This is a genomic window from Virgibacillus halodenitrificans JCM 12304, from assembly GCF_001310895.1.
GTDB classification, from domain to species: Bacteria; Bacillota; Bacilli; order Bacillales; family Amphibacillaceae; genus Virgibacillus_Q; species Virgibacillus_Q halodenitrificans.
In genome coordinates this window covers 210,838-233,230 of the sequence record NZ_BAZS01000002.1, presented here as the reverse complement: position 1 = coordinate 233,230, position 22,393 = coordinate 210,838, and the positions used below count along the sequence as shown (strand labels likewise).

Here is a 22,393-nt window from a genome sequence, read left to right as displayed (position 1 = left end):
CCTCATTACGCAGACCACAAAGACCCGTAGTCATTTTTCTTTTTTATTTATTATTGTTAATTCATTATGTGCATCATCAATTAGCTTCAAAAGCTGCTTTTCATCTATTGGTTCACAATCTTCCCTATTCACCCAAGAAAGATGAGCTAAAAATTCAATATTTCCATCTCCGCCCGTTATAGGGGAATATGTTACATCTTTGAAAGCGTATCCTTCCAACTGAGCAAAAGAAATAATTTGCTTTAAAACTTGAAAATGAACACCTCGGTCTCTAACGATGCCTTTCTTACCCACTTGCTCCTTACCCGCTTCAAATTGTGGTTTAATCAGAATTATAACATTACTATCTGCTTTTAATAATTTTTTCAACACTGGTAATATTAATTTAAGGGAGATAAATGATACATCAACAGAAGCTAAATCCGGTTGTCCATGTGCCAGCATATCTGGTGTAACATAGCGAAAGTTGGTACGTTCCATTACAATTACTCTTTGATCATTTCTTAGCTTCCAATCTAATTGATTGTATCCTACATCTATCGCATAACTTAATTTAGCTCCATTTTGTAAAGCACAATCTGTAAATCCACCGGTCGAGGAACCTACATCAATCATGATTTTATCCTGAGCAGAGATAGCAAAATAAGTAAGGGCCTTTTCAAACTTTAAGCCTCCTCTACCTACATATGGAAAAAGCTTTCCTTTAACAGTTAAAGGAATATCTTCTTCTACCTTTATTCCCGGTTTATCAATTCTTTCTTGCTCTGTGTATACAAGTCCAGCCATAATGATACGCTTGGCTTTTTCCCTTGTTTCAATTAACCCTCTTTCCACTAATAGAACATCAACCCGTTTTTTACCCATATTTAAATAATCCTTTACTACTTTTTATTTTTTGGTAATACTTTTATTTTAAATTTATTCTCAATTATTGAGATTAACTTTCCAGCAAAAAAAATGATTGAAGTAGAAGAATGTATAGCAAAAAACTTCCCAATTGCTTTGCCTCCAACTGTAATTGCTGCTACCAAGCTTGTCAATATAACAGAGAGGATGATCTGGATGGAGGACCCCTCGCCTTCACCAAATAAATTGGCAATTTGCAGCACCACAATAGCTGATGCAGTTCCACTTACAATACCAGAAATATCTCCTATCACATCATTACAAAAACTGGCGAATTTGTCTGCATTTCTTATTATTGCTACAGCTTCTTTGGCACCGTGTACTTTTTCCGCTGCCATCGCATGAAAAGGCGACTCGCTAGCAGCAGTAGCAGCAATACCAAGCATGTCAAAAATAACACCAATTAGCACAATGAGAAACACAATAACTAACCCTATCATCCACATAACTTCACCCAAAATGGAAGAAGAAATAACTGAAAAAATAGCCGCTAACACAAATGTGATAACGGCAATAGTAAGACTAAATTTTAAAGAATTTTTTATTTGGGAATTCATAATTTACCTCTGAAATCTTATTTTATTATGTAAGAAGGAATGGTCATTTAAAAGATAAAAACTGCGGCTTAGGTCCAGTAGGTTTTCCCAGATGGGTACCCTATGTTGCCATAAAAGGAGGTTCCCCTTTAAACCCATCTTAGCTATGTCACCATTAGCTAGACTGGATTACCACTTAGTCCACACTATAATCCCTTTTAAATGTCCAAGAACAGTCTAGGAGTTTTCCTCTACAGTCTTTAGCCGCTCCCTAGCCTCTTTTGCAGTGCTGATTTCATAGAGATAAAAATATAAATTCTGTGGCCACCAGTACTTATATTTAAGACTCTAATCCCCTCAGACACCACTCAAGGCAGGCTACGCTGCTAACAAGGTGTCCCTTACCCAATTAAGCAGGTTCATACCCCATTCCATAATGACTCCTAGGCTTAGCAGTCACGACAGAGATGGGCCTCCGCGGTAATCGGGTCAACGCCCACATGCCTTTGTGGATCGCCCGAAAACCTTAACTCCCAGCATCGACCCAAGGCTGGGCGCCTCAAGCCAACACAAGGAACTTCATCGATGTGCCCTTTGGCGGATTTTTAGGCCCGCCTTCAGGAACGGAGGACTGACTAGAATACTGCACCATTCCTCATTATTTATAATTATAACATAAAAATCACTTTTATACCAATTACTATCAATGATCTCTATTACTAAAATGGTCTGTTAACGCCATTAAGTTAGAATGAGCTGCATTTGCTTCTTTTAAAGCTTCCTTTGCTTTTTTAGCATACATATTTTTTTGTTCGATAGCCCCATCCAAACCGAGTAACTTTGGATAAGTGCTTTTATTGTTTCCCTCATCACTACCGACCTGTTTTCCCATTTTTTGAGAATCTCCAGTAACATCAAGAATATCATCTTGTATTTGGAAGATTAGCCCAAGATAATAGGAAAAATCATTTAGTGCCGCTAACTCAGTAGTAGAAGCACCCCCAAGATACGCTCCAGAATAAACAGCAAATTGAAGTAATTCACCAGTTTTTAATACATGTATTCGTTCTAATTCAGTTAGAGAGGTAGCTTTATTTTCAGCTTCCATATCTAGAATTTGTCCACCAACCATCCCTTTAGGTCCACTAGCGCGAGATAAAGATTTAATTAATTCAACTTTTTCTGCGTCTTGCAGAAGAGGATCATTTGCTATTAATTCAAAACTGTATGTTAGTAATGCATCACCGGCCAGGATGGCAGTCGCCTCACCAAAAACTTTATGATTTGTTAGCTTTCCTCTTCTGTAATCATCATTATCCATAGCAGGGAGATCATCATGGACCAGTGAATAAGTATGAATAAGCTCAAGAGCAATTGCACTGGAAATAGCTTTTTTATTATCTTCTCCATATGCTTCAAACGCTGAAAATAATAATACAGGTCTTAATCGTTTCCCTCCAGCTTTAACTGAATATAGCATTGCTTGCTTTAAGTTATCCGGAATGTCCAATTTCTCCAGACATGATATAAGTCCATCATGAATAAGCTCTTTACTTTCTTCCATATATGAAATCAGATTTCTACTCACCTATTCATCCTCCTGTATTTCAAAAGGCTCAAGGTCACCTTGTTCATTCATGATATTTGTCATCTTTTCTTGAACATTTTTTAATTTATCATTACATAGCTTTGAAAGCTTCATACCCTCTTGATAGTAATCAATTGCTCGTTCGAGAGGGACATCACCTTCCTCTAATTTTCCTACAATTTTTTCTAATTCCTTCATTGCTTCCTCAAAGGATAATTCATTGTTTTCCTCCATTATGCTCCTCCTCTACTTTCTCAACATAACAACTTAACCTTCCATCTGCCATATGCAGAATTATTGATTCTTTTTCTTTCACTTGTTTAGCTGACTTTAATATGTTCCCTCTCTGCGTATAAGGTATTGCAAATCCGCGCTGCATAATAGCAAGAGGGTTCACAAGTGTTAGTTTATCAATTGTGTTCTGTAATTGATTACTACTCTGTTCAATTAACAAATTCATGCAATACTTTTGTCTTTTTGTCAGTTGGTCTAATTCGTTATGAGATTGTTGTATTTGATTTTTAGGATGCTGGGCCAGTAATCGCTTAAAAAGATCTCTATATGCTTTCTCTGTCTCTTTAACATAGTTGCCAGCGCTTTTTTGTAAATTTCCAACACTCTGATCCAGTTCCTGTTCTTTCTGCTTAAGAAGAAGTTGAGGGTAACGAAAAGCATAGGAATCTTTTATCCGTTGAACCTGTCGCTCCTCTTCCATAACTTTCCGTGCCATTTCTTTTTTCACTGATCTTCTTAACGTCTTTATTCTTTCTCTTAATTCAATATGTGAAGGCACAGCCAGTTCGGCTGCACCAGTAGGTGTGGGGGCGCGCATATCAGCAACAAAATCACTTATCGTAAGATCTGTTTCATGTCCTACTGCCGAAATTATAGGGATGCTCGAGCGAAAGATGGCCTCGGCAACTATCTCCTCATTAAAACTCCATAACTCTTCAATAGAGCCACCGCCTCTACCTACAATTAAAACATCAAACATTGCCATTTCATTCGCTTTATCAATTGCTTGCTTGATCGAATTTGTAGCATTTTGACCTTGTACCAAAACGGGAATTACGGTTAGGGAAACAATTGGATATCTTCTTTTTATTGTCGTGATAATATCACGAACAGCTGCACCTGTTGGCGAGGTTATAACTCCAATATGTTTTGGGTGTACAGGAATTTGCTTTTTATATTGCTGGTCAAAATACCCTTTTTTATGTAATTTTTCTTTCAGCTGTTCAAAGGCTAAATATAAAGCACCAATGCCATCTGGTTCCATATTTTGTATATATAACTGATATTGTCCGTATGCTTCAAATATACTTATTTCACCTTTTATCAAAACTTTCATTCCATTTTCAGGCATGAATTTGAGGAAGCGGTTGTTTCCAGCAAACATCACTGCCTGTATACGCGTCTGATCATCTTTAATCGTTAAATACATGTGACCACGACTATGGTGTTTGAAGTTAGAGATTTCGCCTTTTAACCAAACATTTTTTAAATGGGGATCTGTCTCAAGCTTCCTTTTTAAATACTTTGTAAGCGCAGTTACTGTTAAATAATTGTCTTTCAATTATCTTGTCATTCCTTTAGCTGCTTTAATGGTATTTTTCAACAACATGGTAATTGTCATTGGCCCAACTCCACGAGGAACAGGAGTAATATAAGAAGCTATTTCCTTTGCGCTATCAAAGTCAACATCCCCAGTCAAGGAACCGTCTTCAAGTCTATTTACGCCGACATCTATGACTATGGCTCCTTCTTTAAGATGAGTTTGGTTAATTACATTTGGTCTGCCTACAGCAACTATTAGGATATCTGCTTGCTTCGTATAATGTTGAAGATTCTTGGTTTTTGAATGGCAGTAAGTGACCGTCGCATTTTCATTTAATAGTAATTGTCCAACAGGCTTACCTACTATATTACTTCTTCCAATAACTACAGCATGTTTACTTTCTATCTGTAAATTACGGGATTTAAGCATCGTAATTATACCATGTGGGGTACATGGAAGAAAGGTATCATTACCTGTCATCATGTGACCAATATTAATTGGGTGAAATCCATCCACATCTTTCTTTGGAGAAATTGTCTCAATTACCTTCTGTTCATTAATATGGTCAGGTAAGGGCAACTGAACCAAAATCCCGTGAATTGAATTATCATTATTCAACCCATTTAGCAAGTTTAATAATTCTGTCTCTGTAGTTGAAACCGGGAGCTCAATAAGTTCAGATTCGATCCCTGTTTCTGCTGAAGCTTTCTTTTTGCCTTTAACGTATGATTTAGAGGCAGGATCATTTCCTACAAGAACAACTGTCAGCTTTGGATATATTCCTTTTCCATTAAGTTCTTCCACTTCCACCTTCATTTCATCTTTAATTTCTTGCGCCAAGTCTCTCCCATTAATTTCAACAGCAGTCATTATTTACTCCCCTTTGTCAATAATTACTTTTGAAAGTACACCATTTATAAATTTACCTGATTTCTCATCTCCATATTTATTGGCCAGTTCAACTGCTTCATTAATAGATACATTTGTCGGTATGTCATCAAGGTATCGAATCTCATATGAAGCAATACGCAGAATTGTTTTTTCTACTGAAGCTATCCTTTCAAAAGACCACTTTTCAATACGTTCAGTCAACACCCGGTCAATTTTTTGTTTATTTTCTGTTACTCCCTCAACAAGTAAGATTAAGAATGGATCACTTTCCTCTGTTTCAAGGAAATCATTAATTGCTTGACTAGGCTCATTTTTATTAATATCAAGTTGGAACAGAATTTGAAATGCTTTTTCTCTCGCTGTGTGTCTATTCATTTGTATATAGCTCCTTTAACTAATCTCTCCAAATAATAACATGATTAAGAAACCAACGCTAGGACCAACCAACTAAATTAAAAGTGTAATTTTAGAACTTTTTATTCGCATTAATTGTATAAAAAAGCAGACCAAAAGATGTGAAATCATCTTTTGGTCTCTCCCTTAATCCTCTTTCTGTTCATCGCTTTCTTTTGTTTCCATTTGTATACCTACAACATGTACATTAATTTCATCAATTTCCAAAGCAGTCATATTTTTTAGTGTCTGTCTTATATTTGTTTGCAACTTCTGTGCAGTTTGAGGAATAGAAGTGCCATAATTCAGGATAACGAAGAGATCAATTAGCACACCATTTTCAGTAAGTTCAACTTTAACACCCTTACTATGTGCTTTTTTCCCAAAGCGTTCTACAACACCCGTTGCAAAGTTTCCGCGCATCGCATAGAGGCCATCTACTTCTGTAGCAGCTATACCAGCAATAACCTCAATAACTTCAGGCGCAATTTCAACTTGACCTAAATTATTATCACTACTAACGTTTAACAAAGGCTGTTCATCCATATTCTCACTCCTTTATTAATTAAAAGACCAGTCAATCTTTTTTCTCGATGATCGGATTTTCCTCAAGAAAATTCGTATTGAAATCTCCCTTTATAAATACTTCATGATCCATAATCTGCCGATGAAATGGAATTGTTGTATACACTCCTTCTACAACAAACTCATCTAGTGAGCGTTTCATTCTATTTATTGCTTCTTCCCTCGTTTTTCCATATGTAATCAGCTTAGCGATCATGGAATCATAGTAAGGGGGTATTCTATATCCAGGATAAGCCGCAGAATCTACTCTTACCCCTAATCCACCTGGTGGAAGATACATCTCTATTTCGCCTGCAGAAGGCATAAAGTTTTTAAATGGGTTCTCCGCATTTATCCTACATTCCATTGCATACCCTTCAAACTCAATATCCTCTTGTTTAAAGGATAGTTTCTCACCATTAGCAATTAGAATTTGTTCTTTAATAAGGTCCACACCAGTCACAAGTTCTGTTACAGGATGTTCTACTTGGATTCTTGTATTCATTTCCATAAAATAAAAATCGTTACTTTTTCTATCAAATATATATTCAATTGTTCCTGCTCCTACATAATTAACTGCTTTTGCAGCCTTTACAGAAGCTTCACCCATTTTCTCCCTGATCTCAGGGGTAAGAGCAGGTGAAGGAGTTTCTTCTATTAGCTTTTGCAACCTTCTTTGAATAGAGCAATCTCTCTCCCCAAGGTGGACTACATTTCCATGCTCATCTGCAAGAATTTGTATTTCCACATGTCGGAAATCTTCAATAAATTTTTCAATATAAACCCCTGGATTTCCAAAAGCTGTTTCTGCTTCTTTCTGTGTTACTTGGATTCCTTTAATAAGATCTTCTTCTGTTCTGGCGACACGAATACCTTTACCCCCGCCCCCAGCAGTTGCCTTTATAATAACTGGATATCCGATTTTTTCAGCAATTTCAATTGCTTCGTCCGTATTTTCAACAATTCCATCAGAACCAGGTACAATAGGCACATTCGCCTTTTCCATTGTTTCTCTGGCCACGTCTTTAATCCCCATTTGCTGGATAGCTTCTGGAGTGGGGCCAACAAAAGTAATATTACAGGCTTTACAAATTTCCGCGAAATCTGCATTTTCAGCCAAAAACCCATAACCTGGGTGGATGGCATCTACTTCTGTAAGTGTTGCTACACTCATAATATTAGTGAAATTCAGATAGCTGTCCTTACTTAAAGTAGGTCCAATACAATAAGCTTCATCAGCCAATTGCACATGCAATGCCTCTTTATCAGCTTCTGAGTATACTGCTACTGTCGTAATATCCATTTCTTTACAAGCACGAATAATACGCACAGCTATTTCACCTCTGTTAGCAATTAACAGTTTCCTAATCACACGCTACATCCCCTTATTTCTTGTTTACTCTGAATAATGGCTGACCATACTCTACTAACTCGCCATCTTTTACAAGGATTTCAACTATTTCCCCCGAAACTTCTGCTTCTATTTCATTGAATAGCTTCATTGCTTCTACAATACATACAATTGATGAATCTTCTACATTGCTGCCTACAGAAACATAAGGACCGCTTTCAGGAGATGGTGAACTATAGAATGTTCCTACCATAGGAGAGGTTATTTCATAATCAAATGACGGCTTACTCTCTTCTTTTACCGTTTCTTCTTTATGAGACTCTACTGGTTTTTCTTCTTTAATAGTTGGTTCTTCTTTTGTCTGAACAGACGGATTCTCTTCTACTACTTGAACTGGGGTATTTTGTGGTTGAACCGTTGTATTTCCGGCTGACTTTTCCATCGTTATAGTTGTTCCGTTTGACTCATAAGTAAATTGATTAATGGATGATTGATCAATTAGCTTGATAATTTCTCTAATTTCCTGCACTTTCAACATAATGGTAGCACCCTTCCGTTCTTAATTTTAGTATTAGGTCCTAAAAACTCCTAATAATATTTTACGATAAATTGTGGTGTTCATTCAACATTGAGTACTTTCTTGTTTAAAGAACTCTTTAAGAATACGGTTTTATATAGATTATGTAAAACAATTTACTCCTCTATTATAACAATGATGTGTCTTCAATGCGAATAGTTTTGTATGTTAAATGAGGATGCCATGCTTCTAAAATTAAAAACCCGAGTCTGTCCACGGCTCGGGTTTTAGCAATTTATTCACTTGCTTTAGGTTGAAAGTTCACATCTACAGGAACTTCACCAAATTCGTCTCTCACCATTTGCATAATGTTAACTACTTCTGTTGAAGACAGTGTATCAACTTTAACATGTACATGTACTTTGTCATCTTCTGAACGAACTAATACATCCTCATATTTTTCTGAACCTAGAATAGTTTCCTCAAGAATGGACTCCTTTGTAGATACATCCTCGATAACGTCTATATCTCTAAGCGCCTGATCCTTTTCATCTGCAGAAGCAGAACTTGAAGCAACTATATCTTTTAACCTATCCTTTTTCATACTTCTTTCATCTTCCAACTCCATGCGAATAGTTGTGAATAATTCATCTTCACCCATGTTTGAAATACCTTCTACCTCAGCTTCTCCTTCTGTCTCCTGTGAATCTGTAGGTACAGCTTCCTCCTGATCTTGTCCATCATTAATATAGGCTAAATCTTCACTTGCTGGTGACGTCATGTAATAGACGCTCAACACAATCATCAAACTTAACATTGTTAGTAACCAAACTGTTTGCTTTTTTAACATTACTTCATTCCTCCCCTAATTCTTTGGCATTACTGAAACTCTATGTTTTGGAACATCAAGCACACGAGAGATTGATTCAATCATCCATTTTTTCACAGTAGCGTGATCAGCACCCTTGGCTACAACAAAGACTCCTCTGACTTGGGGCTTCTTTGTTTGTATCAACAAAGGCACCTCTCTATCTCCTTGTCTTACCAGCACTGTCTGCACCTCTTCCGTTTGGTCCTCCACTTTTCTTTCTCCGCCATTTTTATCAGATTCATCCGTTGATTGTTGTCCCTTTATTAAGTTTTTTTCATAGACCTTCACCGAAGTTGATTCCAGATTGACCATCACTTCAGCTTCTGATACCCCTGTTATTTTATTAAGCATTGATTCTAAATCTTTTTTATACAGGGATTCCAGTTCATCTATGCTAGTTGTAGTAGGTGCCTCCTGCTGACTTGTTTCCTTTGCTGTCTCCATTTTTTCTATCTCTTGATCATTAATTCCTTCAGAAGGAGACGAAGAGAAAATATTACTGAGAATTAATAAAAACAAACCAGCTATTCCCAATATAATCATATATCCGGTTTTTTTGGATGGTCGTTTACTGCCTTCACTATCTTTTCCTCCGAAAAACCTTTCCAATAGCTGCTTCAAGTGATCCCTCCCTCCTTTATAACCGTTAGGTCCTTATCTCCCATTTCCCAAAGCTCTCTTAAAAAAGACTCTATTTGTTCATTATTCTCGTTTCCTTTGGTTTCCACAGGGTTGTTCATGTCAATTACCACATCATCAACTAAACTCACTGCTCCCTCCCCACCCTTTGATTCTTTTATATATACAATGACTTTTTCCAATCCTTCAAAAGAAACCTCTGATGCTTCCGTGAATTGAAAATCAATATTTTTGATTTCAACCCTGTAATTTTCTAATAGAGGTTTTTCTGCAATTTCTGTTAATTGGACAGCCATTTGTTTTAAAATATATGCATCATGTGTTGTTTGTATTTCACTTTTTTGAAATTCTATTAAATTTGTTATAGATTTATCTTGGTTTCTTTCTAAATTAACTTGATTAATAGAAGTCCTGACAGCTTGTTCAATATCAATTTGAAGAACATAGAAAATAGGCTTTAATAAAATTAATACTAATATGAGCCCGGTAACTAACTTTACATATTTCTTCATCTTAGTTGAAGACACCAATAATTCAATAACGGTTGCCAGCAGAAGGAAAATAATAATCTGAGTGATCCAGTCTATAAGTATACTCATTTTAACCACCTTAACGTAAAAGCAATGTGATGTTGCTAGCTGCAACTAGTAGAACAATGGCTAACAGAAACATAAAAGATACCGCAAGTAAACAGGCTAATATATAGACAATATAATTACTGATTGTGTTGAGACTGGATATAACAGGTCCATCACCTATCGGTTGAAGAATTGCAGCAGCAATTTTATATATTAAAGCAATAGCAAATATCTTTATTGCCGGAAAAAGAGTGATAAACAAGACAATTGCCAAACCAACGATTCCAACTGCATTCTTTAAAAGAAGCGAGGCACTTAGAATAGTATCTGCTGCATCAGTAAATGTTCTACCTACTACCGGGATAAAATTTCCAGTAAGGAACTTCGCTGTTTTCATAGCCACACCGTCCTGTATTGCGCTTGCTGCTCCCTGAACAGATAGCACTCCCAGAAATATAGTAAAAAACACCCCTAGTGTGCCTATACCTACGTTGCGTAATAACTTAGCTAAATGTGTTACTTTGTATCCATCACTTAAACTACTAACTATTAGTAGAAGAGCAGACAAAAAGAGTAAAGGCATAATAAAATGCGATATAAGTAAACCACTTAAATTGATAAGAAAAATGATAATTGGATGAAAGAAAGAAACTGTAAGGAGATTTCCAAAGGTTGCCATCAGTCCCAGCACTAATGGTAATAATGCAATCATAAAACTACTCATTGTATTGATTGCCTCTTTCGCATATGAAAAGGCCAGATAAAAGCTATTCAGTGCAATGAATATAAGTACAATGTAAACAACAAAATAAGCAATCTTACTTACTGCGCTTTTTTCAAAAGCTGTATGCATCGTCTGCAAAATAATTGAGAACAATGTAAGCATTAACAACATACCAAGTAACTTTCCGTTTAAAATAAGTTCATAAAACAGAAATTCCAGAAAGCCAATCACGCTATCTTTTATCGAAAAAGACTCTTGATTTTTTATTAGATCATACACACTTTTCTTCTCAAGTCCTGGTAAATAGCCGTTATATTCATTTACAAGCTCACTCCAGTACTCCTGGACACCTTCAAGAGAAATTTCCTGAAGCATGTCATCCTCTAATTCCTCAGAACTAACAGGTGGACTTGTTGTTGTAGCCGATACTTGTCCTGAAAATATATAAGGCAAGATCAGCAAGGAAACGAATAGAATTTTAGCAGTCCGATTCACACCTATTTCCCCTTTCTTTCAATTCATTGGTTCATTAGGTTGCCGGCAAGAAGCCTAATATTGCCTCGATCACAGCAGTAATAATCGGAACTGCTAATAAAAGAATAAATATTTTTCCTGCCAGTTCAATATATGAAGCAACGGATTGAAGGCCGGCATCTTTAGATATACTTGCGCCTAACTCTGCAATATATGATATTCCAATTATTTTAAGGATTGTTTCCATATACATACCTTTTACGTTTGCTTTTTCGCCAAGTGATTGAAGTAATTGAAAGATGGTTCCAATTTGATGAACAATGGAAATAAAGATGATAATTCCTGTAATAATAATAATAAAAAATGCAAACGAACCATTAATATCTTTTAATGTAATATATAAAATGGTTGCAACGAGTCCAAGTGTAACAATCTGCAAAATGTCCATAACAACCTACCCTTGGAATAAAAACACAGATTTAATTTGTTGAAATAACTCTGAAAGACCATTGATTACAATAACCAGGACAATGATAAACCCCAATAATGTAGCAAATTGTGCAATTTCCTCTTTTCCCATTTGTTTTAATATTGTATGGATTAATGCTACAATGATCCCGATTCCAGCAATTTGGAAGAGAATAGACGCATCTGTAAGCATAGATGGGCTCCTTTCTAATTAGATAAGCAATAATACGATGAACACCCCGCATAAGAATCCAAGGCTTTTCGCCATTTTACTGTATTTAAAATAATTATCTCTTGCCTCTTCCAATTCCCTGTCCAGATGACCAACTGCGAGCTGTATATGTTTTTGTTGTTGGACGAAATCATGTTGACCTAATGTTCTTCCAAATTGTAATAAAATTTCCTTTTCATTTCTCTCTAAAGAAGAGACCTCCATCAGTCTATCTACAGAACTTTTCCATATGACGTATAGGTCTTTATTGTTGTCATTAAGAAAATCATCTAACCCAACAAAAAACGTTCGTGTAGGTTCTGGAACTTGTTTAGATATAACAACAAAAGCGTCTTTTAATGGAGATTGGCTATAAATCATTTCCGCCTCTAGTATTTGTAATGCATTTTTTAATTGACGGATATGACGTGGTCTCTTCTCCAGTCTGCTACTCCATTCAAACCCCATCCAGGTGGTTGTTCCTATCAAAAGAAGTGCTCCAACCCACATCATCCGATAAGCACCTCGTTTCCTTCCATATATTCACCTCATCTTCGTTGTAAATTCTTGCAATATGGCCTGGTTTTCTGTACTTTTCTAGAATGATAATCCGCTGAAATATTTTTTGTTCTATAAGATGACTAAAAGAAGGCCTTCTTTTTATCTCTTCAAGCGATCTACCATGCATCGAACAAATAATAGTTACACCAGCATGAATTGCTTCCATCAAGGCTTCTACATCCTTACTTGTTCCAATTTCATCCACAATCAAAATGTCTGGAGACATAGAACGAATCATCATCATCATCCCCTCAGCCTTAGGACAAGCATCCATCACATCGGTTCTTTTACCTAAATTGTGCTGAGGAATACCTTTGATGGAGGCGGCAATCTCCGAACGCTCATCAATAACACCAACTTTTTTAGCAGGCTTGTCCTTCCAACCGGTAGAGATTAACCGAGTTACATCTCGTATGATTGTTGTTTTCCCTGTTTGAGGTGCGCCTACGATTAACGTATTTACATATTGAGAATCATACAAATATGGTATGATTGGTATTGCTGCTCCAACTTTCGCCTTCGCTATTCGTATATTTAAAAAGGTGATATATTGAATAGATTTTACAGTGCCTCCAAGTGTATTTACTTTGCCCGCTAACCCAATTCGATGACCACCTTCAATCGTTATAAAACCTTCTCTGAGCTCGTCCTCCATACGATATAATGAAAACTGGCTAAGTTGGTTTATAATAGATATAAACTCTTGCTTTGTTGGCCTGGCATTTTCTAACCATTCATTAAGGTCATCCCAAATTAACTCCACAGGTTGATTTAATCGTAACCTTATCTCCTGAAGTTTGCCCCAACGATTCATTATATGCTTACTTAATTTTTGCTGAAGTATGTCCGGAAATATTCTTAATATTTCTTCCATGGCATGTCCCCACTTTTTAGAATTAACTTATTAATAAATGTATGTGTAAGCAAAAAAAATATGCCTTTCTATTGATAATCTAAAAGGAGAAAGTGCAAGGGCTCTTATAGATAGGAATGAAGGGAAGTAGATGAGTTGAGTAAAACGAAGAGTGGCAGGCAATAATATAACCTCACATGCTGAGCTGGGCGTGCCCGTTCATGCATAGAAATATAATAAGGTAATAATTTGTGCAGGTATTGTAATTGTTGAGGCACAAACGTTATCTTACATTGAGCAAAATATGAATTAGTGGATAAAATTATCTAGCGTGAGGCGTTTTAATCAGCAATAAAAGTAAGTAATTCGCAGTAGGAGTAAAATGCGAACTAAAGTATATTTTATTTTAAGGAAGCGGATGGACCCATTGATTTACGCTGCAGGGGGACGCTTTCCACCGGCATGGCTTCAGCCGCTTCCTTCGCTACGCTACGTCCAGGGTCTTTAGCTCATGCTATACCGGTAGGAGTCGCCCCCTTCCGCTCCAATCAATTTGTATCTGCTTTGTACCATAAATAACGGGTTATTATCTAACCACTTTACCAGTGAAGGAAAAACACGAAGACTCCTGTGGGAAAAGCAACAGCTGAAGATCCCGCAGGAAGTGGTTTTCTTCCGAGGAAGCTGAAGCGTTGCCCATGGAAAGCGAAGTGTATTTTCCGAAACGGTCATGTTCAAACAACCAAGTTACGTCGCAGTATATCTTTTTTACGAATCATTGAGTAACGCTATCAATATTAGAATCAAAATTTCATATTTTTTAATGTAAAAAAGCAGCCCTTGTAGGACTGCTTTTTATTGCTTAGATATTTATGAAATTTGTAAACAGGACAAGTTATACCTGTTTTGCTTCCATGAAGTTATGCTCTTGAAACATATTTCCCATCAGTAGTATTGATCTGCAAAACATCACCTTTATTAATGAAAAAAGGGACTTGAACTGTATGACCTGTTTCCAACGTTGCTGGTTTCGTTCCACCACTAGCTGTGTCACCTTTAATGCCGGGCTCAGTCTCCGTAACTTCAAGTTCAACGTTCTTTGGTAAATCAACCCCTAATATTTCACCTTCATACGTTATAATAGATACTTCCATATTTTCTTTCATGAATTTTAGCTCATACTCTATTTGGCTTGAAGTCAGCTCAATTTGTTCATACGTATTTGTGTCCATAAACGCATGAGAATCTCCAGATCCATATAAATACTGCATCTTTTTATTTTCAATATGGGCTTTATTTACCTTTTCTCCTCCACGAAATGTTTTTTCTTGAATGTTTCCATTTCGTAAATTGCGAAGTTTGGAACGAACAAAGGCTGCTCCCTTTCCCGGTTTAACATGCTGAAACTCCATTACCTGCCATATATCATTATCAACCTCAATTGTTAGGCCTGTTTTAAAATCGTTTACTGAAATCATGTTGTAGATCCTCCCTTTACATGTGTATTGTTTCTATAGTTGGATGAGTTCTTTTGGAGCTAAAGTTAAACGCTCATTACCTTCCTCTTTAATCAGAATATCATCTTCTATTCTGCAACCACCAACATTAGGTATGTATATACCCGGCTCCACTGTTACAACCATTCCGGTCTTCAATTTATCGTTTGTTCTATAAGATAGTCCTGGAGCTTCATGTACCTCCATTCCTAGTCCATGACCTGTTGAATGTCCAAAATACGCTCCATACCCTTGTTCTGTAATATAATCCCTTGTTAAAGCATCCGCTTCTTTACCAGTTATACCAGCTTTTATCCCATTTACCCCTCTAAGCTGTGCTTCCAACACTGTATTATATATTTCACGCAATTTATCACTAATTTCCCCAACAGCTAAGGTTCTTGTTATATCTGAACAGTACCCATTATATAACGCTCCATAATCTAACGTAACCAATTCTCCTGACTGGATTACCTTATCTGAAGCGACACCATGGGGAAGTGCGGAACGTAAACCAGATGCTACAATAATATCAAAGCTTGAAGATGTAGCACCTTGTTTTCTCATATAGAACTCTAATTCATTTGATATATCAATTTCTTTTACGCCAGGTTTTATAAAAGCTTGAATATGCTCAAATGCATCATCTGCAATTTTTGCAGCCTGCTTTATAATTTGAACTTCTTCCTCTGTCTTAATCAAGCGCAAATCTTCAACTAAACCACTCATTGGGATCAATTCCACATCAAAGGTACTTTTATACGTCTCAAACTGGCTATAAGTTACATGATCTTTTTCAAAGCCAAGACGCTTTATCCCCATGTTGCTAAGCTGATCTTTTATTTCCAATTCGATTGGTTGCTTATGCTCAATGACATCAAAGCCCTTTGCTTGTTCATTCGCTTGCTCCATATAACGGAAGTCCGTAATGAATTTGGTATCATTTTGACCAACAAGCGCAACCCCAGCTGTACCTGTAAAACCAGTAATATATCTTCTGTTAAAATCGCTTGTTATTAAAATACCATCTAAATTGTTGCCTTCTAAGGCTTTTTTTAAATTCTTTAGTTTATCCATTCTCCCTTTCCTTTCTATAACATTGTTATAAGCACGTTCATCTGCCAAGCGGATGTTTTTAGTTTATCATATTCACGTACTTTTGAATAATCATTACACTACAAGACACGGGAATTTTATCCATTTGCTTCTCTCATTTTAGTATCATAATAATCGTATGATATGGAATAGCCAACAAAAGAACCATAGATGACAAACAAACAAATAGTGGAAACAATAGTATGATTAGTGAGCTGAGATAGCTCAGGAATATTTGGGAAAATAGGTTGAAATAAATAAAAACAAAGTCCCCAAAGTATTATACCAAACAACACCCCAGCCCATAAAGAATATATTTTTCTTAGTAAGCCATAATAACACATTGCAATTAATACAGATAATATACCAAGCAGCAATATTGCAATAATGTTTCCCAGCCACTTTTCCGTCCATTCTTCTGTTACCCACGACCGAAGAACATATGATTTAGGAGACACTTCTGAAAAATTAAAGTAATACATCACCATCCCAAGACTTCCGAATAATAGCCCACCAATAAAGCCTGTTAGAAGTGAACGAGATAATAAAGACATAGGTTCTTCACGTTTGTTTTGTTCCAGCTTTTTTTCTTCCTGCATAAAAAACACCTCCGCGTTTAGTATTGCCAATTTGGTTAAAAAAACGCATAATTTACTTATTCATAAACTGGTTTCGTCTACCTAATTGTAGTAAAATTAATTAAATATCAATGAATAAAATTTACCAATATGGGAAGAATTTTAACTAATAACGAGATATTTTTATATTTTTCGCCTAAAAATAGGGTAGAAAAATCAAAATAGTGGTATACAGTTTATAGGTGCTATTATTACCTTGGAGAGAGGAGGATCAATCTAATGGCTCGTAACAAAATATCTATTATTATGTATTTAATCATTTCATTAGCAGCTGTTGGGTTAGTATCACAAATTTTCACTAATACAAAAAGCTTTTTAACCAATATACTTGTTATGCTTGGTTTCGGTATAGCAATGTTTGCGGTTATCTACTTTATCTTTCTCAAGAAAAAGGCTCCGTCAAACGATATGAAAAAATATAAAAAAGCGGTCAAACAATCAAAAGCTAAATATAAACACAATACACCAGTGAAATCCACTCACACAAAAAAACAAGTACTTAACCCTTCAAAACGTAAACCGAATAAACGTGCTTCTCACTTAAAAGTAATTGATGGGAATAAATCGAAAGAAAAGGACCGGGCATCATTCTAAATGCTCGCTCCTTTTTATTTTGGCCAAAATTTAAGAAACTTTTCTGCATGTTCCCTTCCACTTTGAATTAACCTTTCTTTTGTTTCATTATTAATATGTAAGTTAGTGGCATGTTGGTTCTCAACTGGAATAGTAATAATATTATTTTTTTCTGATTTTGATATATATCTTGTATCATGTGCTTGTTTCATCGTAGAAAAAAGCGCGTAAAACATATCAATTGCATTATTAATAGAAGTAGAGGGGGACTCCCCTAATTGAGGATTTTTTACTTCTTCTAATTTTATCCCTAGTACAGGACGTTGATTTATTTCTCTTTCTTTTTCGAAAATCCATAAAGGAAAATTACTTAACAATCCTCCATCCACAATTACACTTTTTCTGGAAGTCAAGTTTGGTATTTGTTTAGGCATGAAAAAGTATGGAAAACCAGCACTCATCCTAATCGCTTTTGAAACCGGAAAATAATCTGGATTAATATCATAAATTCGCTTTAAATCATCTGGTATAACGACTAACTTACCTAGGGAAATATCACTGACTACAATTTTAAGGGTTTCAAGGTGGAGATCTTTAAACGTATATACATTTTTGTTTGCTAAATGTTCGTACAACCATGCTTCTAATATATCTCCTTTATTTATTCCTAACTTAAAATAAATGTAGAACCATTTGCTTAACGGAAAAATCTTTGTGATTACAGGAGGATCAACAAATTTCGTTAATTCCAAGTTTGAAATAAGTTCGAATATCTCTTTATTCTTATATCCAGCTGCTATAAGCGCTGCAACAATCGCTCCTGCTGAAGTACCTGCACATCTTCTAATTTCCAATCCTTTATTCTCCATACTTTCCAGCACGCCAAGAAATGCATAGGCTTTTATTCCACCACCAGAAAAAACCGCATCAACCTCCAAAATAACACCCCATTTCAAAAATTCTCCGCTATACAGCTATATAGCTTTTTGAAGTTTTTAGAACATTTCCATGCAAGTAGTTCATTTCGAAGGTTATCTCGCTCTGCTGCTGACTTACTAGTTCCTTGTTGCTAATTAAAGTTTCCTGCGTCAGATTTTCTCCCACTATTTCGTAGTTCTATCCTATTTTGAATATACCAGCTCATGATTGTACTCCTTCATTGCAATAGAACCAATATTTTCTTCAAAAAATAAAAAACATACAATGTATTATCATTGTATGTTAATGGCTATTCATTGATTTTCTTCTTTCATGTGATACGCTCGCAAAGCTTCTACTCTAGCTGGGTCTTCTTTAAAATAGTTGACTAAATCTCCAATGCGATCAATGGAATTCCAACTAAGATGATGTTCAATACCCTCTACATCTTCGTAGATATTCTCCTTATCTACTCCAATAATTTCAAGGAAATCTTCTAACAACTCATGACGAAATACCAATCGTTCACCTATTTTTTCTCCTTGAGCCGTAAGAACAAATCCTCTATATTTTTCGTAATTAAGATAATCGTCCTTGTCCAATTTTTGAATCATTTTTGTAACTGAGGAAGGGTGGACTTCAAGTGCTTCTGCCAGTGCAGATACCCTTGCATATCCTTTTGACTTCATTAGGTTATATATTTGTTCAATATAGTCTTCCATACTTGGTGTCGGCATTAGTTTCTCCCCTCATTTCATTAATTATTATTTGGTATCGGATAAAGTTTAAACGTGCATAATTATCATCCATCTAATATGAATGAACGTATAATGAAGCAAAAAAGTTGGCGTGTCTTAAAATAGGTCGTGTGAATTTGGTTAACTTCCTTCACAGTAAAGAAGTGTTACTTATACATCTGTTGTAGTTTGTTCAACAGTACCTATAAGAAATTTTCTCTATGCAATTATAAAGAATCTTTTTTTATCTTGCGCAACTTTGTTTCTATTTTAAAGCATACAGGAACATTTAGTATTAAACAAGGAAAAAGAAAGCAACCTCTCTGGCTACTTTCTTTTTTGATGATTTACAAACCACATTTAAGTTGAGCTCCACAACTTGTGCATGTATTACATCCTCCGATGTCTTCTACACTGCCATTTCGGCAAACTGGACATGTATCCCCTACCTCTGAACCTATTGTTACATTTGTTTTATCAAGTTCTTGAATCGTATCCATTAAAACTACTTTAGGACGTTCTGTTTCTGGGAAGAGCTCTGTTTGTTCACCGAATGTATTCTCTTCTGCTTTAAGTGTTAAGACTTGGGTATCTCGACTGCCATCCACATAGACAGTTCCACCCTTAGCCCCGCCTTTATAAAGTCTGCGATATACATTCTCTACTTGATCAACCGAATAACCTTTCGGTGCGTTTACTGTTTTAGAAATAGAGCTATCAACCCACCGCTGAATAACACATTGTGTATCTGCATGTGCTTCTGGTTTTAGGTCCATTGCAGTAACAAACCAAGCGGGTAGGTTATTTGGATCCTGTTCTGGATGCTCGTCCAAGTATTCTTGTACGATATCCGCCTTTACTTCGATAAATTTACCTAACCTGCCACTGCGGTAATAGGAGAAGGAAAAATACGGTTCAAGACCCGTAGATACACCCACCATTGTTCCCGTACTACCTGTCGGAGCCACTGTTAGTAAATGAGAGTTTCGAATCCCATGCTCCAAAATACCATTTCTAATATCCTCTGGCATTTGTTTCATATAACCTGTATTAATAAATGCTTTGCGTAATTCTTCTGTTTCCTCTCTTGTACTTCCTGTTAAGAAAGGAAAACTTCCCTTTTCTTTTGCCAGTTCGATTGACTCTCTATAAGCAGTAGTGGCAATTATCTCAAAGATCTGATCTACTAATTTATTACCTTCCTCTGAACCATATTCTGTCTCACAATAAATTAATAGATCATGTAACCCCATAACGCCTAAGCCTACACGTCTTTCTCCTAATGCTTGCTTCTTATTTTCCTCCAAAAAATATGGTGTGGCATCTATGACATTATCCTGCATCCTCACACCGGTTCTAACTGTTTGCTTTAATTTTTCAAAATTAACATTCTTTGTTTCTTTATTTGCCATCTGAGCTAAATTTACAGCAGCCAAATTACAAACAGAGTAAGGAGCCAATGGTTGCTCACCGCATGGATTTGTAGCCACAACCTGATCACCATATGCTTTTGCATTTGTCATATCATTTGCATTATCAATAAAGAAAATACCTGGCTCAGCTGAATAGGTTGCACAAATATTAATAAGATTCCATAATTCTGTAGCTTTTATACGACGGTAAACACGAACTCCGTAACCCATTTCTTCCCATTTACGTACATCACCAATTTCATGCCACTTGTTATTATATGCTTCCATTTCTTCATTGGTATAGCTTTCTACATCTGGAAAACGTAAATCATACATAGTATCATTTTCTACTGCTTCCATAAATTCCTTTGTCAAACAGACGGAAATATTAGCACCAGTAAGAAATTCAGCGTTATGGACAGAGTATGTTCCACCTGTTCTTAATTTATCTTCAGCTTCCCTAATAGCAGCTTGGGTGAACCCTCCCAAACCTGGTTGGTTACGATAATTTACAATTCCTTGATACAAATCCATTTCTGTATCTGTTAATGGAGTAAAATTCAGCTTTTCCTTAGCAAGACGCTTGATTTGTTCATCTTCAGTGTTTTCAATTAAATATCGTAAAATTCGTGGGTTTTGCATTTTAGAAATAATAAACTCAATAATATCAGGGTGGGAATCAACAAGCATAATCATTTGCGCTCCACGACGTGAGCCTCCCTGTTCTACTAAATGTGTTAATTTGGCTATATCATCCAACCAGGAAACAGAGCCCGACGATTTCCCATTAACTCCTCGTGCTAATGTATTTCTTGGACGAAGAGTAGAGCCATTCGTTCCTACCCCGCCGCCTCTGCTCATTATCTCCATTACTTGTTTTCTATGGTCGGAGATACCTTCACGAGAATCTTTAATATATGGCATTACATAGCAATTAAAATAAGTTACGTCTGTATTTGCTCCCGCCCCATATAAAACCCTGCCTGCAGGTATAAAATTCATGTCTGTTAATTCTCTATTAAACTGCTGAAACCATTTCTGTTGCTTCTCAGTTGTTTGTTCCACGCTGGAAAGACCTTTAGCATTTCGCTTTGCGATTTGTTCATAAAAAATCTCCAGCGGCTTGTCTATGACATCCAGACTCCGTTTAACAATACCAGACTTAGCTTCCTCCTCATTATCTAAAATAGAAACAAATTCTGCATCTACTTTAATCTCAGCCTCTTTTTCTATCCAATTGACAGATTTCACAAAACCATAACCTCTTGCAGGAAACTTAGGGTCTGCTTTTACTGTCAAAACTACAAAATCCCCAGCTTTTAAGGTTCTCTTTTCTGTATCTTTATATGCATATCTATCAAGCATAACAAGCCTGGAAACCCCTTGATGACTAAGATGCATTTCTTCTGTGATTGGGTGGACTTGCGGAAATAACCGAATGTCCTCATTTAGTTGTTCAACATTTATTCCTGTTTGATCAATAACAGTAGGCATTTAATCGCTCCTTTTACTACTACATTTGACTGTCTTAAGTAATTAATTCGCTAGTAATACATTACCACATTCGGTCTATCATAAACAATATATTGAGGAGAATTCTTTAAAAAATACTATATGTTGGGCTTTTCGATTTTTGTCAAGCAATGAAAAGAGGTGAAATTACTAGCAAATAAAAGCCTAAGTAAGATTTTGATTAAAATCTCCTGCGAAACCAAGAATTTTGTGGTTTGCATTAATAAGTTATGTAGGTTTTTGTCACCAACATAGTATAAGATTTTCTTTGTAAGAAAAGCAACTCTAAAGAAACTTACAAAGATCCTTGGGAAAAGCTTTGAAAAAAT

General features: G+C 36.0%; 25 protein-coding genes. 1 reads left to right on the top strand and 24 read right to left on the bottom strand.

Features of this window, described 5'->3' with window-relative positions:
• Nucleotides 1-30: 30 nt before the first annotated feature.
• The 21 genes from JCM12304_RS02425 to JCM12304_RS02325 form a co-directional block, all read right to left on the bottom strand.
• Nucleotides 31-864 carry a TlyA family RNA methyltransferase gene (locus JCM12304_RS02425; RefSeq protein ID WP_060678429.1) on the bottom strand — a complete coding sequence of 278 codons (834 nt, stop codon included), beginning with the start codon at nucleotides 862-864 and terminating at the stop codon, nucleotides 31-33.
• A 17-nt stretch (nucleotides 865-881) separates the two neighbouring features.
• Entirely contained in the window at nucleotides 882-1,463 is a 582-nt protein-coding gene (locus JCM12304_RS02420; protein ID WP_019378276.1) for a CNNM metal transporter family protein, read from the bottom strand.
• Between the two features lie 682 nt (nucleotides 1,464-2,145).
• Complete coding sequence (locus JCM12304_RS02415; RefSeq protein WP_019378275.1) at nucleotides 2,146-3,030, bottom strand: polyprenyl synthetase family protein; 885 nt, start codon at nucleotides 3,028-3,030, stop codon at nucleotides 2,146-2,148.
• Nucleotides 3,031-3,264, bottom strand: coding sequence for an exodeoxyribonuclease VII small subunit (locus JCM12304_RS02410; protein ID WP_019378274.1), 234 nt, complete (start codon nucleotides 3,262-3,264; stop codon nucleotides 3,031-3,033).
• Complete coding sequence (xseA, locus tag JCM12304_RS02405) at nucleotides 3,248-4,606, bottom strand: exodeoxyribonuclease VII large subunit (protein ID WP_019378273.1); 1,359 nt, start codon at nucleotides 4,604-4,606, stop codon at nucleotides 3,248-3,250. Before xseA ends, JCM12304_RS02410 begins: the two co-directional genes overlap by 17 nt.
• The gene (folD, locus tag JCM12304_RS02400; protein ID WP_060678428.1) at nucleotides 4,607-5,458 is read right to left on the bottom strand and encodes a bifunctional methylenetetrahydrofolate dehydrogenase/methenyltetrahydrofolate cyclohydrolase FolD; all 852 of its coding nucleotides are present in this window, start codon (nucleotides 5,456-5,458) and stop codon (nucleotides 4,607-4,609) included.
• A gap of 3 nt (nucleotides 5,459-5,461) precedes the next feature.
• Nucleotides 5,462-5,854 (bottom strand): transcription antitermination factor NusB, encoded by a 393-nt coding sequence (nusB, locus tag JCM12304_RS02395; protein WP_060678427.1) that lies wholly within the window; start codon nucleotides 5,852-5,854, stop codon nucleotides 5,462-5,464.
• A gap of 165 nt (nucleotides 5,855-6,019) precedes the next feature.
• Nucleotides 6,020-6,418 (bottom strand): Asp23/Gls24 family envelope stress response protein, encoded by a 399-nt coding sequence (locus JCM12304_RS02390; RefSeq protein ID WP_019378270.1) that lies wholly within the window; start codon nucleotides 6,416-6,418, stop codon nucleotides 6,020-6,022.
• A gap of 31 nt (nucleotides 6,419-6,449) precedes the next feature.
• Nucleotides 6,450-7,808 carry an acetyl-CoA carboxylase biotin carboxylase subunit gene (gene accC, locus JCM12304_RS02385; protein ID WP_019378269.1) on the bottom strand — a complete coding sequence of 453 codons (1,359 nt, stop codon included), beginning with the start codon at nucleotides 7,806-7,808 and terminating at the stop codon, nucleotides 6,450-6,452.
• 13 nt (nucleotides 7,809-7,821) lie between these two features.
• Complete coding sequence (accB, locus tag JCM12304_RS02380; RefSeq protein WP_060678426.1) at nucleotides 7,822-8,325, bottom strand: acetyl-CoA carboxylase biotin carboxyl carrier protein; 504 nt, start codon at nucleotides 8,323-8,325, stop codon at nucleotides 7,822-7,824.
• Nucleotides 8,326-8,599: 274 nt separating this feature from the next.
• Complete coding sequence (locus JCM12304_RS02375; RefSeq protein WP_019378267.1) at nucleotides 8,600-9,154, bottom strand: SpoIIIAH-like family protein; 555 nt, start codon at nucleotides 9,152-9,154, stop codon at nucleotides 8,600-8,602.
• A 15-nt stretch (nucleotides 9,155-9,169) separates the two neighbouring features.
• Complete coding sequence (spoIIIAG, locus tag JCM12304_RS02370) at nucleotides 9,170-9,796, bottom strand: stage III sporulation protein AG (protein ID WP_019378266.1); 627 nt, start codon at nucleotides 9,794-9,796, stop codon at nucleotides 9,170-9,172.
• On the bottom strand, nucleotides 9,793-10,413 hold the full coding sequence (gene spoIIIAF / locus JCM12304_RS02365) for a stage III sporulation protein AF (protein ID WP_019378265.1): 621 nt from the start codon (nucleotides 10,411-10,413) through the stop codon (nucleotides 9,793-9,795). The genes spoIIIAG and spoIIIAF overlap by 4 nt, the downstream gene beginning before the upstream one ends.
• A 10-nt stretch (nucleotides 10,414-10,423) precedes the next feature.
• Nucleotides 10,424-11,611, bottom strand: coding sequence for a stage III sporulation protein AE (gene spoIIIAE / locus JCM12304_RS02360; protein WP_019378264.1), 1,188 nt, complete (start codon nucleotides 11,609-11,611; stop codon nucleotides 10,424-10,426).
• Nucleotides 11,612-11,645: 34 nt separating this feature from the next.
• Nucleotides 11,646-12,038, bottom strand: a complete 393-nt coding sequence (gene spoIIIAD, locus JCM12304_RS02355) for a stage III sporulation protein AD (RefSeq protein ID WP_019378263.1) — start codon at nucleotides 12,036-12,038, stop codon at nucleotides 11,646-11,648.
• Nucleotides 12,039-12,044: 6 nt separating this feature from the next.
• Entirely contained in the window at nucleotides 12,045-12,251 is a 207-nt protein-coding gene (gene spoIIIAC / locus JCM12304_RS02350; RefSeq protein WP_019378262.1) for a stage III sporulation protein AC, read from the bottom strand.
• 18 nt (nucleotides 12,252-12,269) lie between these two features.
• Nucleotides 12,270-12,758 (bottom strand): stage III sporulation protein SpoIIIAB, encoded by a 489-nt coding sequence (gene spoIIIAB, locus JCM12304_RS02345; RefSeq protein WP_233881114.1) that lies wholly within the window; start codon nucleotides 12,756-12,758, stop codon nucleotides 12,270-12,272.
• Nucleotides 12,727-13,704, bottom strand: a complete 978-nt coding sequence (spoIIIAA, locus tag JCM12304_RS02340; protein WP_019378260.1) for a stage III sporulation protein AA — start codon at nucleotides 13,702-13,704, stop codon at nucleotides 12,727-12,729. The genes spoIIIAB and spoIIIAA overlap by 32 nt, the downstream gene beginning before the upstream one ends.
• Before the next feature lie 899 nt (nucleotides 13,705-14,603).
• Nucleotides 14,604-15,161 carry an elongation factor P gene (efp, locus tag JCM12304_RS02335; protein WP_019377921.1) on the bottom strand — a complete coding sequence of 186 codons (558 nt, stop codon included), beginning with the start codon at nucleotides 15,159-15,161 and terminating at the stop codon, nucleotides 14,604-14,606.
• A 33-nt stretch (nucleotides 15,162-15,194) separates the two neighbouring features.
• A complete protein-coding gene (locus JCM12304_RS02330; RefSeq protein ID WP_060678425.1) occupies nucleotides 15,195-16,256 on the bottom strand; it encodes a M24 family metallopeptidase in 1,062 nt (353 codons plus the stop codon).
• Nucleotides 16,257-16,372: 116 nt separating this feature from the next.
• On the bottom strand, nucleotides 16,373-16,873 hold the full coding sequence (locus JCM12304_RS02325; RefSeq protein WP_019377923.1) for a YqhR family membrane protein: 501 nt from the start codon (nucleotides 16,871-16,873) through the stop codon (nucleotides 16,373-16,375).
• Between the two features lie 258 nt (nucleotides 16,874-17,131).
• Between JCM12304_RS02325 and JCM12304_RS02320 the strand changes: the two genes are divergently transcribed.
• Complete coding sequence (locus JCM12304_RS02320) at nucleotides 17,132-17,506, top strand: SA1362 family protein (RefSeq protein ID WP_060678424.1); 375 nt, start codon at nucleotides 17,132-17,134, stop codon at nucleotides 17,504-17,506.
• Between the two features lie 14 nt (nucleotides 17,507-17,520).
• Here the strand turns inward: JCM12304_RS02320 and JCM12304_RS02315 are convergent, their stop codons facing one another.
• The 3 genes from JCM12304_RS02315 to JCM12304_RS02305 all read right to left on the bottom strand — a co-directional run bounded on the left by JCM12304_RS02315 (nucleotide 17,521) and on the right by JCM12304_RS02305 (nucleotide 22,046).
• Complete coding sequence (locus JCM12304_RS02315; RefSeq protein ID WP_060678423.1) at nucleotides 17,521-18,423, bottom strand: patatin-like phospholipase family protein; 903 nt, start codon at nucleotides 18,421-18,423, stop codon at nucleotides 17,521-17,523.
• Nucleotides 18,424-18,717: 294 nt separating this feature from the next.
• Nucleotides 18,718-19,140 (bottom strand): transcriptional regulator MntR, encoded by a 423-nt coding sequence (gene mntR, locus JCM12304_RS02310; protein WP_060678422.1) that lies wholly within the window; start codon nucleotides 19,138-19,140, stop codon nucleotides 18,718-18,720.
• Nucleotides 19,141-19,487: 347 nt separating this feature from the next.
• Nucleotides 19,488-22,046: a vitamin B12-dependent ribonucleotide reductase gene (locus JCM12304_RS02305; RefSeq protein WP_060678421.1), complete on the bottom strand. Its 2,559-nt coding sequence runs from the start codon at nucleotides 22,044-22,046 to the stop codon at nucleotides 19,488-19,490.
• Nucleotides 22,047-22,393 lie beyond the last annotated feature (347 nt).